Annotated in this window: 10 protein-coding genes; 9 read left to right on the top strand and 1 reads right to left on the bottom strand. The window is 46.2% G+C overall.

Features of this window, described 5'->3' with window-relative positions; all coding sequences use genetic code 11:
- The first annotated feature begins 115 nt into the window (after window positions 1-115).
- The 9 genes from H3V14_RS05795 to fumC all read left to right on the top strand — a co-directional run bounded on the left by H3V14_RS05795 (window position 116) and on the right by fumC (window position 12,468).
- Window positions 116-2,899 (top strand): [protein-PII] uridylyltransferase, encoded by a 2,784-nt coding sequence (locus H3V14_RS05795; RefSeq protein WP_198227291.1) that lies wholly within the window; start codon window positions 116-118, stop codon window positions 2,897-2,899.
- Window positions 2,896-4,458: a murein biosynthesis integral membrane protein MurJ gene (murJ, locus tag H3V14_RS05790; RefSeq protein ID WP_198227289.1), complete on the top strand. Its 1,563-nt coding sequence runs from the start codon at window positions 2,896-2,898 to the stop codon at window positions 4,456-4,458. Before H3V14_RS05795 ends, murJ begins: the two co-directional genes overlap by 4 nt.
- Window positions 4,459-4,531: 73 nt before the next feature.
- Window positions 4,532-5,599, top strand: a complete 1,068-nt coding sequence (gene trpS / locus H3V14_RS05785) for a tryptophan--tRNA ligase (protein WP_075870315.1) — start codon at window positions 4,532-4,534, stop codon at window positions 5,597-5,599.
- 136 nt (window positions 5,600-5,735) lie between these two features.
- Window positions 5,736-6,812: a sensor histidine kinase gene (locus tag H3V14_RS05780; RefSeq protein ID WP_369522681.1), complete on the top strand. Its 1,077-nt coding sequence runs from the start codon at window positions 5,736-5,738 to the stop codon at window positions 6,810-6,812.
- 6 nt (window positions 6,813-6,818) lie between these two features.
- Window positions 6,819-7,310, top strand: a complete 492-nt coding sequence (locus tag H3V14_RS05775) for a universal stress protein (protein ID WP_075870316.1) — start codon at window positions 6,819-6,821, stop codon at window positions 7,308-7,310.
- A 171-nt stretch (window positions 7,311-7,481) separates the two neighbouring features.
- Complete coding sequence (locus tag H3V14_RS05770; RefSeq protein ID WP_198227287.1) at window positions 7,482-8,057, top strand: NifU family protein; 576 nt, start codon at window positions 7,482-7,484, stop codon at window positions 8,055-8,057.
- 563 nt (window positions 8,058-8,620) lie between these two features.
- A complete protein-coding gene (gene groES / locus H3V14_RS05765; protein WP_075870318.1) occupies window positions 8,621-8,917 on the top strand; it encodes a co-chaperone GroES in 297 nt (98 codons plus the stop codon).
- A 61-nt stretch (window positions 8,918-8,978) separates the two neighbouring features.
- The gene (groL, locus tag H3V14_RS05760; RefSeq protein WP_075870319.1) at window positions 8,979-10,613 is read left to right on the top strand and encodes a chaperonin GroEL; all 1,635 of its coding nucleotides are present in this window, start codon (window positions 8,979-8,981) and stop codon (window positions 10,611-10,613) included.
- A 466-nt stretch (window positions 10,614-11,079) separates the two neighbouring features.
- Entirely contained in the window at window positions 11,080-12,468 is a 1,389-nt protein-coding gene (gene fumC, locus H3V14_RS05755) for a class II fumarate hydratase (RefSeq protein ID WP_198227285.1), read from the top strand.
- Window positions 12,469-12,672: 204 nt separating this feature from the next.
- Here fumC and H3V14_RS05750 read toward each other — a convergent pair whose 3' ends face one another.
- Window positions 12,673-14,304, bottom strand: coding sequence for an alpha-D-glucose phosphate-specific phosphoglucomutase (locus H3V14_RS05750; RefSeq protein WP_198227283.1), 1,632 nt, complete (start codon window positions 14,302-14,304; stop codon window positions 12,673-12,675).
- Between the last annotated feature and the right edge of the window lie 187 nt (window positions 14,305-14,491).

Below are 14,491 nucleotides of genomic sequence, written 5' to 3'. Positions count from 1 at the left end.
ACAAGATGTCATCCTCTTTCTCGCTTACTGCCTATATAGGCTATTCCAAGAAATTCAAATATAGTCTAGATTCGTTGCCAGTTACAAAAATGTGTCACCAACAGATTGGTCAATAATGGGCGCTTCACAAAAAAATCTTGTTCTGATTGAAGAAAAAGATCTTCGCCAGAAGATGGAAGAACTCATCAAAAATGAAGAAGGCGCAGACATAGGTTTGAAAATTAAACCGAAAATTGTTTCACTTCTAAAAAATATTATTGCTGACGGACAAAAAGAAGCTGAAATTATTCTTCAACAGAATGGCAAAGGTCGCCAATGCGCCCGCCGGTTAAGCCTGCTCATTGATACAGTTATCACAACACTTTATAACTTTGTTACCGAAAGAATTTATCCCCTCCCCAACCCTTCAAGCGGTGAACGCATCGCTCTTGTGGCGGTTGGTGGTTATGGGCGGGGAACCTTGGCACCGCATTCCGACATTGACCTTCATTTTTTGTTGCCATGGAAACAGACGCCATGGGGCGAACAGGTTATGGAATATATCCTCTACATGCTTTGGGATGTCGGCCTTAAAGTTGGACATGCAACAAGAAATATTGATGATTCAATCCGCATGGCGAAAGAGGATATGACAGCTAGAACCGCCCTCCTTGAAGCGCGCTTTCTGATTGGCAATCGCGGACTTTTCGATGAATTGATGCGGCGTTTTGAAGATCAGGTTGTCAAAGGCACTTCTCCTGCTTTTATTCGGGCAAAATTACTCGAGCGCGACCTTCGCCACAAAAAAGCGGGTGAAACACGTTATCTCGTCGAGCCCAATGTCAAGGAAAGCAAAGGCGGCCAACGCGATTTGCAAACCCTGTTGTGGATTGCCAAATATCATTACCGCATCACTTCGACTGATAAACTTGTGACACTCGGCGTATTATCGAAATCGGAACTTCGCGTTTTCAAAAAAGCCGATGACTTTTTATGGGCCGTGCGTTGCCATATGCATTTTCTAACCGGCAAAGCACAGGAACGTTTGTCTTTTGATATCCAGCGCGATATCGCCCATCGTCTGGGCTATACCGCCCACCCCGGTATGGAAGATGTCGAGCGCTTTATGAAGCACTATTTTCTCGTTGCCAAACAGGTGGGGGATCTCACCCGAATTGTTTCAGCTGCATTGGAAGAAGAATATGCAAAACCGGTTCCGGGTTTAAATCGGGTATTTTTGACATTTTCCCGTCGCAAGAAAAAAATTGCCGACTATCCAGGCTTTGTCGTAGATACACAACGCATCAATATAGACGATGATGATGTTTTCGTCCGCGATCCGGTAAATCTCATCCGTCTTTTTTACCTATCCGATATTCACGGGCTGGAATGCCATCCCCATGCTGTGCAGGAAGCATCCCGTTCGCTCAAGCTTATTACCCAGAAGGTTCGTGAAGATAAGGAAGCAAACCGGCTTTTTATTGCTATTCTCACTTCGCCCCGTAATCCGTCACTTATCTTGCGGCGGATGAATGAATCAGGGGTCTTGGGTAAATTCATCCCCGATTTCGGCAAGATTGTCGCGATGATGCAGTTCAATATGTATCATCATTATACTGTAGATGAACATTTGTTACGCTGCATCGCCTGCCTTAGCGAGATTGATCATGGCGAAGTTTACCAGGATCATCCGCTTGCATCCGCAATCGTGCCGACGTTCAAAAAAGAGCGGACGATTCTTTTTGTAGCTTTATTTTTACACGACATTGCCAAAGGCAGGCCGGAAGACCATTCGATTGCAGGCGCAAAAATTGCCCGCAAGCTTTGCCCGCGTTTCGGGCTGTCGCGGAGCGATACAGAACTTGTCTCCTGGCTCATCAAAGAACATCTCACCATGAGCATGGTTGCCCAGTCACGCGATCTTAATGACCGCAAGACAATCGAAGACTTTGCCAATATTGTTCAGACAACCGACAGGCTCAAATTGCTACTCGTCCTCACCATTTGTGATATAAAAGCTGTTGGCCCCGGCGTCTGGAATGGCTGGAAGGGGCAATTGCTACGTACACTTTATCATGAGACTGAAATCGTCCTGACCGGCGGTTTTTCGCAAGTTCCACGGACCGATCGTATCAACGCCTCGAAAGAGCGCCTTCATGATGCGCTTGAAAATTGGAGCGAAGATGAAAAACAACATTATATCGGCCTGCAATACCCGAACTACTGGTTAACGGTTTCACCGGAAGACCAGATCAGGCAGGCCAATTTTATCCGTGATGCTGATAAGCGCAAAGCCCCGCTTGCGACGATGTCGGATCCACACCGGTTCGACGGTGTCACAGAACTTACAATTCTTGCGCCTGATCATCCGCGGGTTCTCTCGATTGTCACTGGTGCCTGCGCTGCAGCTGGCGGCAATATTGTTGACGCCCAGATTTTTACCACCACAGATGGCCGTGCCCTCGATATCATTCTCATCAGCCGCGAGTTCAAGCTTGATGACGATGAAACACGGCGGGCAAACCGCGTCGGTAAAATGATAGAGGATGCTTTGACTGGAACGATCCGTTTGCCGGAAGTGATTGCACAACGTGCAAAACCACGCCGCGCTGCCAAAGCCTTTGACGTCACACCAAGTGTGGAAATCAACAATACATTGTCAGACAAATTCAGTGTGATTGAAATCGAAGGCCTCGACAGACCGGGATTGCTTTTCGAAATTACAAAAACACTGTCCGATCTTTCGCTTGACATTGCTTCTGCACATATTACGACCTTCGGAGAAAAGGTTATCGACAATTTTTACGTCAATGATCTTTTCCGTCACAAAATTATCAACCCGCAAAAACAGGCCACTATACGCCGCAAATTATTGGCTCTCATCGCAGCAGAACAAATGGAAAATATAAAAAGACCATGAGCCTCATCAAACAATTCGCGACCGTTGCATCCGGCACGTTGATGAGTCGCCTGTTCGGTTTTGTCAGAGAAATGCTTATGGCTGCCGCTGTTGGTACAGGGCCGGTGGCCGACGCATTCAATGCCGCATTTCGTTTTCCCAATACATTCCGTCGCCTTTTTGCAGAAGGTGCGTTCAATTCAGCCTTTGTGCCCTTATTTGCCAAACAGATTGAAGAAGACGGCATCGACAGTGCACGGCGTTTTTCCGAAGAAGTTTTCGGCGTGCTGTTTTCGATATTATTGATCCTCACTATCATCATGGAGCTATCCATGCCATTTCTGGTGCGCTATGTCATTGCACCGGGCTTCACTGATGATGCAACAAAATTCAATGCAACCGTCCGTTTTGCAGTTATCATGTTTCCCTATCTTGCCTGCATGTCACTCGCAGCAATGATGGGCGGAATGCTCAATTCGCTTCACCGCTATTTTGCTGCGGCAATTGCACCGGTTTTCCTCAACATTATTCTTATCGGCGTTCTTTTTTACGCATGGGTCTATAAGCTCGACTCCTGGCATGTTGGCGTTGATCTTTCATGGGGCGTTATGGCCTCCGGTATTGTGCAACTCGTTATTGTGTGGATTGCTGTTGCCAATGCCGGTATGAAAATCGGTTTTCGCCTTCCCAAATTTACCGAAAATGTTCGCCGGCTCCTTTGGCTTGCATTACCGGCGGCGATTACCGGCGGCATCACACAAATTAATCTGCTCATCAACACCAATATTGCTTCTGCAGAATCCGGCGCCGTCTCGTCACTTGTTTATGCCGACCGGCTTTATCAACTTCCATTGGGCGTTGTCGGAATTGCCGTTGCTACAGTCCTTTTACCCGAACTTTCCCGTGCACTCAGAAGTGGCAATCTGAAAGAAGCCGATAACTTGCAAAACCGGTCCGTTGAATTCACTCTTCTTTTGACCTTACCTGCGGCTGCCGCTTTTCTGGTAATGGCTGAACCGATTGTGCGCCTCTTATTCGAGCGCGGGCATTTTTCTGCCCAGTCGACAACAATTGTCGCAGGAATTTTGGGCATTTACGGTTTGGGACTTCCTGCTTTTGTGTTGATAAAAGCATTTATTCCGGGTTTCTTTGCCCGCGAAGACACAAAAACACCAATGATTTTCGCCGGAATTTCGGTCGTCGTTAATATATCGCTTGCTTTGACGCTCTTTCCGGTCTTATCGGCACGTGGAATAGCCATAGCCGAAATATCGGCTGGCTGGGTCAATGCCATTTTACTGTTCATCACTCTTGTCAGAAGACGCCAATGGGGACGCGATAAAATTCTTTTAAAGCGTATTCCAAGAATATTACTCGCAACATTAGTCATGGCGGTCGCCCTTCATTATGCTGTCGGCTATCTCGACTATCCGCTATCGGCAAGAGCTCCATTGACTTATCGTGCAAGCAGCGTACTTGCTCTGGTATTCGGCGCGATCATCGTTTATTTCGGTTCTGCACTTCTTTTCGGTGCAACAAATATATCGTTGATTAAAAGAGGGTTGCTGCGCAAGCGGTAAAGGTTTTCAATTGCTTTCAACAGAAAGCTTTGACAAAAACAGTTATAATTTTTTAAAGATCGGATTGTCTATTATGAGCACATTCAAGCAACGTGTTTTTTCTGGAGTTCAAGCGACCGGAAATCTTCATCTGGGAAATTATCTCGGTGCGATCAAGCGTTGGGTTGAATTGCAAAAAGACTATGAATGTATCTATTGCGTGGTTGATATGCATGCACTCACTGTCAACCCCGCCCCACATGATCTCATGCGTTCAACGCGCGAAGTGACAGCGGCATTTCTGGCAGCCGGAATTGACCCGAAACGTCACATTGTGTTCAACCAGTCACGCGTTCATCAACATGCCGAACTCGCATGGATTTTCAATTGCGTTGCCCGTATCGGCTGGATGAACCGCATGACCCAGTTTAAAGACAAAGCGGGGAAAGATCGCGAAAATGCGTCTCTCGGCCTCTTTGCCTATCCAAGTTTGATGGCTGCCGACATTCTTGTCTATCGTGCAACAAAAGTTCCTGTTGGCGAAGACCAGAAACAGCACATCGAATTGACACGCGACATTGCGCAGAAATTCAATAATGACTATTCCGAACGTATTGCCGAACTTGGCGTAGGTGTCGAAATGCAAGTCGGTGACGAAACAGTCAACGGCTTCTTCCCGCTCACAGAGGGGTTGATCGGCGGCTCTGCCACACGTGTCATGTCACTACGTGACGGAACGAAAAAAATGTCGAAATCCGACCCGTCCGATTTGTCGCGCATCAATTTGATTGACACAGCTGATGATATTTCCAAAAAAATCAAAAAGGCAAAAACCGATTCAGAGCCATTGCCTGAAACTGTTGACGGTTTGAATGACCGTCCGGAGGCCGATAATCTCGTAGGCATTTATGCAGCTCTTTCCGGAACCGATAAAAAAGCCGTTATAGCAGAATTTGCAGGTAAACAGTTTTCCGAATTCAAGCCGGCACTTGCCGATTTGGCTGTCAGCAAATTGTCTCCGGTCACAGAAGAATTACGTCGTCTCAATAACGAGCCTTCCTATATTGATCAGGTTTTAAGAGAAGGCGCAGAACGCGCAAGCGTTCTTGCCGAAGACACAATGAAGCACGTGCGCGACATAGTGGGCTTCCTTCAGGGATGACTTTCAAAACAATGATGATAAAGGTGCTTTAAATAAAAGCACCTTCTTCTTAAAGACTGCCGCCAAAAATAATTTGCACAATAGCCAAATTGCACTAAATTTAAAATCAGGTGTGAATTTTCGATTGGAATATTGTGTGGCGTATACTTCAGAAACAGAAGTCAAAAAGGAAGATAAGACAACCAATACCAAACGCGGATTGAAAGACAATCCGGAGAGCGAACGGTCACGCTTCATTGCGGAAATAGATTTCTTACGCGATCTTGTCCAACAAGCACCCGGTTTCGTCATTGTACTGCTCAATCGCGATCACCGTTTTTATCTTGTCAATAATGCCTTTATGGAACTTGTCGGCACACGGGAATTGATCGGACACACTGTTGCCGAAGCCATGCCGGAAATTCCCCGACAAGGTTTCATTGCTCTGCTTGATCAGGTTTGGGAAACCAAAGAGCCGTTCCGTGGAGCAAGTGTCCCGCTTTTGATTGAACGGCCGGGCAGCGAAGAACCGGTTTTGCATTATGTCGACTTCATCCACCAACCCATTAAAAATGCAGAAGGTGACGTTATCGGTATCTATGTTCAGGGTATCGACATCACCGAACGCATCAATTTCGAAAACCAGCTCCATATTCTCGCCGGAGAATCGGCTCACCGTGTAAAAAATATTCTCGCCATGGTCAATGCGGTGGTTTCCCAAACGCTCAAAAGCAGCACCGATCTAACAAGCGCCACCGAGAAGGTCGGTGCAAGGCTCAGAGCAATTGCAGAAGCACAGAGTACTTTAAAAGATGAGAGCGGGAAAAACAGTGACCTTAAGGTACTTATTGAAAATACTATGGCAATTGCCACCGAAACTTATCGCAATATCAAAATCAATGGCCCCAAGGTCAATGTATCGGAAAAGGCAGCGTTGGCGCTTGCCTTAACACTTCACGAGCTCATGACAAATGCGATTAAATATGGCGCGCTTTCGGTTACCTCCGGCCATGTTTCTGTTACCTGGTCTCGCACAAAGGAGGGAGTTATCAATCTGAAATGGAGCGAAAGTAACGGGCCTGAAATTTCCTCTCATCATAAAAAGGGATTTGGATCGACGCTGATCGAACGGAGTTTGAGCTATAATCCACATAATGAAGTGAAAATTGATTATGCGCCTAAGGGGCTGACATGCCATATTCAGCTCGCGCCCGACAATACTGCCAGCAGGTGAACAGAAATGTTATCAAAACGGTTAAGCCGCCAATACGGACATAAGCGAAAGTTTCTGGCAATTATCGACGAGACACCGGAATGCCGCCGTGCTGTTGCCTATGCATCAAGGCGGGCAAAAAACACCGGTGGAAGATTGATCCTGCTTTATGTGATCGACAGTTCGGAATTCCAACATTTCCTTGGCGTGGGCGATATCATGCGCGCCGAGTCCCATGAGCAGGCTCGCCAGACTTTATCAGCAATTTCTGATGAAGTTCGGGAAAATCTGGGAATAGAAACGGAAACCAAAATTTGCGAAGGGCAAAAGGCTGCTGAAATAGTAAAGCTTATCGAAAGCGATCAGGATATTGCGGTTCTTGTGCTCGCGGCCGGCTCGGGGGCTGAAGGTCCGGGGCCTCTTGTGCAGTCCATTGCTGCAAAGGGAAGCGCTTTTCCAATTCCTGTTACAATTATTCCTGATGGTTTAAGTGTGGAAGATATTGATTCAGTTGCCTGACCAACTTTTCCCACCCTATTTAAAACAAAAACATTTCGAAAAAAGAAACTCTTCACTGCAATGTCATTCCTGATGGATGACTTGCCTCTTGAATTTTTGTTCCCTAAAGCAGCATATAAAAGGCAATCGAATAATGCACCTTGCATGCCTTGACCATGAAAAGGAAATTATATGTTCATCCAGACCGAAACCACGCCTAATCCCGCAACACTAAAATTCTTGCCCGGCCGGGTTGTATTGGAAGAAGGCGTTGCCGAATTCCGCGACAAAGAAGACGCATCCGAACGTTCTCCTCTCGCTTCCAAACTTTTCACCATTCCCGGTGTTACCGGCGTTTTCTTCGGCTATGATTTCATCACTGTCACTAAAGACAACTCGGAATGGCAGCATCTGAAACCTGCAATATTGGGAACTATTATGGAACATTTCATGTCCAATAGCCCGATAATGGCAGCGCATGTCAATGATGTTCCTGATGTACCGGTTGGAGAAGAGTTTTTCTCTGACGAAGATAAAGATATCGTTGACACGATCAAGGAGCTTATCGAAACACGGGTTCGTCCAGCTGTGGCCAATGATGGTGGTGATATCACGTTCCGTGGTTTCGAGCACGGTGTTGTCTATTTGAACATGCGTGGTTCTTGCTCGGGGTGTCCGGCTTCAACAGCAACCCTCAAACATGGAATCGAAAATCTTTTGCGTCATTTCGTTCCGGAAGTTGCAGGCGTTGAGGAATACCCCACGTGACGGATCCCGAATAGAGCGAATCCGGACTGTAGAAACTTTAAAATTTAACAATCCGACTAGCTATGCTTGTGAATAATTCATTCTTTTTTAACCTTTTGCACAAGGACAGAATGAATCTTGTTACGATCTTTATTCTCCTCATTTGGGTGGCTATTCCGACTTTTGGCTTTAAAGCAAGTTTCCTTTTTAACTTTGCGATAAGACATCCAAACGTTAGAAAAATATCTCTAGCCTTATGTGTTTAACCCATTGAAGCTTATACATTTGTTTGAATTTTTGCTCCTTTGGACAAACTCGATCGGGCCGCATTTTATAAGCGCTGTCCGATCTCTTTTCATCAATGTTCCACCAAATAGAGCTTTTTACGAGCGGCATTCTTTACCTAAAGAATAAGCTTTTCCCAAGCCTATTCACTAAAAAATTAAAACCAGCTTCTTGACATTATAAGGGGCAATTTTTATCTGTTCTCATGAGTTAGCACTCTCACATCGAGAGTGCTAATCGAGGAAAAACCTCAACGAAATCGAGTTTAATTAAAGTTAAACATTTTAAGGGTTCAAGACATGGCAAAAACCAAATTCCGCCCATTACACGATCGCGTAGTCGTTCGTCGGGTTGAATCAGAAGAAAAAACCGCAGGTGGGATCATCATCCCAGATACAGCCAAAGAAAAGCCGCAGGAAGGCGAAGTTCTCGCTGTTGGTCCGGGTGCACGTGATGAAAGCGGCAAGCTCGTTGCTCTTGACGTTAAAGCAGGCGACCGCGTTCTCTTTGGCAAATGGTCAGGAACCGAAGTCAAGCTGGATGGCGAAGACGTCCTGATTATGAAAGAATCCGACATTATGGGTATTCTCGGCTGATAGCCATTTTCCCATAAATTTTAAAAACAATTCCGGGATAATTCCCAAGGAGATATATTAAATGGCTGCAAAAGAAGTCAAATTTGGCCGCGATGCGCGTGAACGTATGTTGCGTGGCGTCGATATCCTCGCCAATGCCGTGAAAGTAACACTGGGTCCTAAAGGCCGTAATGTTGTCATCGACAAGTCTTTCGGTGCTCCACGAATTACCAAAGATGGTGTTTCGGTTGCCAAGGAAATCGAACTTGAAGACAAGTTTGAAAACATGGGCGCACAAATGTTGCGCGAAGTTGCTTCCAAGACCAATGATATTGCCGGTGATGGCACCACAACAGCAACTGTTCTGGGGCAGGCAATCGTTCAGGAAGGTGCAAAAGCTGTTGCTGCCGGAATGAACCCGATGGATTTGAAGCGCGGCATTGATGCTGCTGTTAATGAAGTTGTCGACAATCTTCTGAAAAAAGCAAAGAAGATTAAAACGTCTGCGGAAGTTGCACAGGTTGGTACCATCTCAGCAAATGGCGAAACCGAAATCGGTAAAATGATTTCCGAAGCGATGCAGAAAGTCGGCAATGAAGGCGTTATCACAGTCGAAGAAGCAAAGACTGCCGATACAGAGCTTGAAGTTGTTGAAGGTATGCAGTTCGACCGCGGTTACCTTTCTCCTTACTTCGTAACCAATACAGAAAAAATGGTTGCCGATCTCGATGACCCTTACATCCTGATCCACGAAAAGAAACTTTCTAACTTGCAGGCTCTGCTTCCGGTTCTTGAAGCTGTTGTCCAGTCAAGCAAACCTTTGCTTATCATTGCAGAGGATGTTGAAGGTGAAGCTTTGGCAACTCTCGTTGTCAACAAATTGCGTGGCGGCTTGAAGATTGCTGCTGTCAAGGCTCCGGGCTTCGGTGACCGTCGTAAAGCAATGTTGGAAGATATTGCCATTTTGACATCCGGTCAGGTTATTTCCGATGACCTCGGCATCAAGCTCGAAAATGTCACACTCGACATGCTCGGCCGCGCAAAGAAAGTTACCGTTTCGAAAGAAAACACAACGATTGTTGACGGTGCTGGCAAGAAGCCTGAAATCAATGCACGTGTTAACCAGATCAAGGCCCAGATCGAAGAAACAACATCCGATTATGACCGCGAGAAACTTCAGGAACGTCTTGCCAAATTGGCAGGCGGTGTTGCTGTTATCCGCGTTGGCGGTGCAACAGAAGTTGAAGTTAAAGAGAAAAAAGACCGCGTTGACGATGCTTTGAATGCAACACGTGCCGCTGTTGAAGAAGGTATCGTTGCTGGTGGTGGTACTGCCTTGTTGCGCGCAGCCGCAGACCTTAAAGTAAAAGGTGCCAATTCGGATCAGGAAGCCGGTATCAATATCGTTCGTCGCGCTTTGCAGGCTCCGGCCCGTCAAATTGCAACCAACGCTGGCGATGAAGCTTCTATCGTTGTTGGTAAAATTCTTGAAAACAAGAGCGAAACATTCGGCTACAACACAGCCAATGGCCAATATGGCGATTTGATTGCTCTGGGCATTGTTGACCCTGTAAAGGTTGTCCGCTCTGCTCTTCAAAACGCTGCTTCCGTTGCCGGATTGTTGATCACAACCGAAGCCATGATTGCCGAGCTGCCGAAGAAAGAGGCTCCAATGCCTGCAATGCCGGGCGGCGGCATGGGCGGTATGGACTTCTAATAAAGAAGTTCACGACAACGTTAATGAACGGGCCTTCGGGCCCGTTTTTTTATACCAGGTTCGTCATCACATCCCCGGTTTGCGCGTGGCATAAATTCGCCAAGCGGTCAGTTTATCGTCAATACAAACAGCATGGAGCCAATATTTAAAAAATAGATTATTTCCGTCACTAAAAAATGCGGTCGAGTTGCTGTTTTTGTTGTCTTTTAAAATTTTTAAGCCACTTTTAATTGGCAGCGTATTATTTCTTCAGCCAGTTTTGGGCTGTTTCATCAGAAATATGTAATAATATGCCGCTCATTTTTTCGATTCAGTCTTATTGTTTTATTATCCGGTTTTGCGGGCGACTTTTTCTCACCAAAATATGTATAAAAACAGGTTCAAGAAATAGTTTCTGTCCTGTTTAAGGCCTTTTCTCATTGCTTTTCTTGGTCTATCGTCTCCTCAACCACAGAGGAGTTTTATCATGGTACAAACCCGTACAGAAACGGATACATTCGGTCCGATCGAGGTTCCCGCAGACCACTATTGGGGGGCACAAACAGAACGCTCTTTGCACAATTTCAAAATTGGCGGCGAAAAGCAGCCATTGCCGCTTATTCATGCCTTGGGACTTATCAAAAAAGCCGCAGCCATGGCCAATATGAAATCCAAAAAGCTTTCGCCGGAGTTGGGAAAAGCAATTATTGCTGCTGCAGATGAAGTCATTGACGGAAAACTTGACGACAATTTTCCACTTGTCGTCTGGCAGACCGGTTCGGGCACGCAAACCAATATGAACGTCAACGAAGTCATTGCAAACCGTGCTATCGAGATGCTCGGTGGAGAAATGGGATCAAAAAAGCCTGTTCACCCCAATGACCACGTTAATATGAGCCAATCATCAAACGACTCATTTCCGACAGCCATCCATATCTCGGCGGCTTTAGAGACAATCAATAAACTTTTCCCGGCAATCGACCATCTCACGATTGCGTTGAAGGACAAAGAAAAAGAATTTTCCAAAATTATCAAAATCGGTCGCACCCACACACAGGATGCCACCCCGATCACGCTGGGACAGGAATTCTCAGGTTACCGTGCAGCACTCGAACATAACAGAAAACGCATCGAGGCGGCACTGCAAGATGTTCTCAAACTTGCCCAAGGTGGTACGGCAGTCGGTACCGGTTTGAACGCACCTATCGGTTTTGACAAGGATTTCGTCGAAGCAGTGACCGACATTACAGGCGTTGCATTTGAAACGGCCGATAACAAATTCGAAGCTTTGGCAAGCCACGGCGCAATTACCAATTTCCATGGCAGCCTCAATGCTTTGGCAACCGATCTTTTCAAAATTGCCAATGATATTCGCCTTTTGGGCTCCGGTCCCCGCTGCGGTCTTGGTGAATTAAGCTTACCGGAAAACGAACCGGGTTCTTCGATTATGCCCGGCAAAGTCAACCCGACCCAGTGCGAAGCAATGACGATGGTTGCCTGTCAGGTTTTTGGCAATGAAACCACGATCACTGTTGCCGCAAGTCAGGGGCATTTTGAACTCAATGTCTATAAACCGGTTATTGCATTCAATGTTTTGCAATCGATCAAAATTTTGTCGGAATGCATGGTGTCTTTTGCAGATAATTGCGTCAAAGGCATCAAGGCCAATGAAACACGCATCCATGATCTTCTCGAAAAATCCTTGATGCTGGTTACAGCACTTGCCCCGGCAATCGGTTATGACAAAGCTGCAAAAATTGCCAAAACTGCCCATAAGAATGGCACAACACTGCGTGAAGAAGCTTTAAAGGCCGGTGTATCCGAGGCTGATTATAATCGTCTGGTCAAACCGGAAAATATGATCCATCCGAAATGAATTAAACAAAACGAACGTTTATCGTTCCGGTTTGTTTTTCGCTTCTTTAATTCAAAAGCCCTGTAAAAATTTACAGGGCTTTTTGTTATATTTGATTTACCATTTTAAAAAGGGCTTGCCGCGAGCGATAAGCGATGACTGAAAAGGCAAGGTCTATCCTTCATCTCGAAGGAACATTCCTGCCTCAACCCTCGCCTTTTATTCTCAAGTAATAACACTTGGTGCATCACGGCCGAGCTTTTTCTTCAAATCCACAAGCTCGTCGGCGGCAACAATCAAGGCTGCAAGAGCTTCTTGTGTGTTGTCATCCTGCTTCAGCGGATCCGCAACATAATGTTCCATATAAACGCGAACTGTTGCGCCCGATGTTCCGGTCCCTGACAGACGGTAGACGATGCGTCCGCCACCTTCAAAGAAAATCCGGATTCCCTGATGCTCGCTTACCGAGCCATCAATCGGATCATGGTATGAAAAATCATCAGCCTTGGCGATCGTCAACCCTGCAACCTCGGTCCCGGCAAGTTTTCCAAGACGTGAGCGCAAATCCTCCATAAGAGCCTTGGCCGCGCTCTGATCAACTTCCTCGTAATCATGACGTGTATAATAGGAACGGCCGAATTGTTGCCAATGTTGTTCGACAATTTCACTTACACTTTTACCGGTTGCCGCAAGCAGATTGAGCCAGAACAATATTGCCCACAAACCGTCTTTTTCACGCACGTGATTGGAACCCGTGCCAAAGCTTTCCTCACCGCAAAATGTTACCTTTCCGGCATCAAGCAAATTGCCGAAAAATTTCCAGCCTGTCGGTGTTTCATAAATGTTGAGACCGAGTTTTTTGGCCACATAATCGGCCGCGGCACTCGTCGGCATAGAGCGTGCAATGCCGTCAATACCATTGCGATAGCCTTTAACGAGCTTTGCATTGGCAGCCAGAATAGCAAGGGAATCAGACGGCGTGACAAAACGTTTCCACCCCACAATCATGTTGCGGTCGCCATCGCCATCGGATGCTGCGCCAAGATCCGGTCCGTCATCCGACATCATCAATTCATAAAGATCATGGGCATGAACGAGATTGGGGTCGGGATGGCGCCCGCCGAAATCGGGAAGCGGTGTACCATTCACAACTGTTCCTTCCTTCATGCCCAGACGTTTCTCGAAAATTTCATGGGCATATGGACCGGTCACAGCATTCAATGCGTCAAAGCGGAATGTCAAACCGCCGGCAATTGCTTTGCGGATGAGGTCGAAATCGAACAGTTCTTCCATCAGATTTGCATAATCGACAACCGGATCAATGACTTCGACAACCATTGAACCGACTTGCGTTTTTCCCAGTTTTGCAATGTCGATATCGCCACAATCTTCTATTTTATAAGACGTAATTTTTTTGGACGATTCAAAAATAGCCTTTGTGACCTTTTCCGGCGCAGGACCACCATTGGAAATATTGTATTTGATACCGAAATCGCCGGATGGACCGCCCGGATTATGGCTCGCCGACAGAATGATGCCGCCGAAGGCCTTGTATTTACGGATAAGGTGGGAAGCGGCCGGCGTCGACAAAATACCGTTCAACCCGACTTTGATATGGCCAACTTTATTGGCGGCGGCCATCTTCAAAATTTTCTGGATTACCTCTTTATTAAAAAAACGCCCGTCGCCTCCAAGGATAAAGAGCTTACCCGAAACATCACCAACGCTATCAAAAATAGATTGGATGAAATTTTCGACGTAATTTTCCTGTTGAAAAATGTTAACCTTTTTGCGCAATCCCGAGGTACCCGGATTTTGGTCATCAAAGGCAGTCGTAGAAATTGTCAGAATCGCCATATTCATCACCATATGTTCTTCACTGTGATCAATTTAAAGCGATTAACCAAAAATATCGAGTGTAAAATTATCAAACTTTGGGGGGCGAGCTTGCAAGTTAGCGACCGATCTCTTACCTTTCTAATGTGAATTCCGGCTCACATTGCCTGCCTAATCGGACAGGCCGAAAGATATAAAAATACAGGAG

Origin of the sequence: Bartonella sp. W8151 (assembly GCF_016100385.1) — a bacterium.
GTDB classification, from domain to species: Bacteria; Pseudomonadota; Alphaproteobacteria; order Rhizobiales; family Rhizobiaceae; genus Bartonella; species Bartonella apis.
Note: the sequence above shows the minus strand (reverse complement) of the source record. Positions and strands in the feature narration are given on the sequence as shown.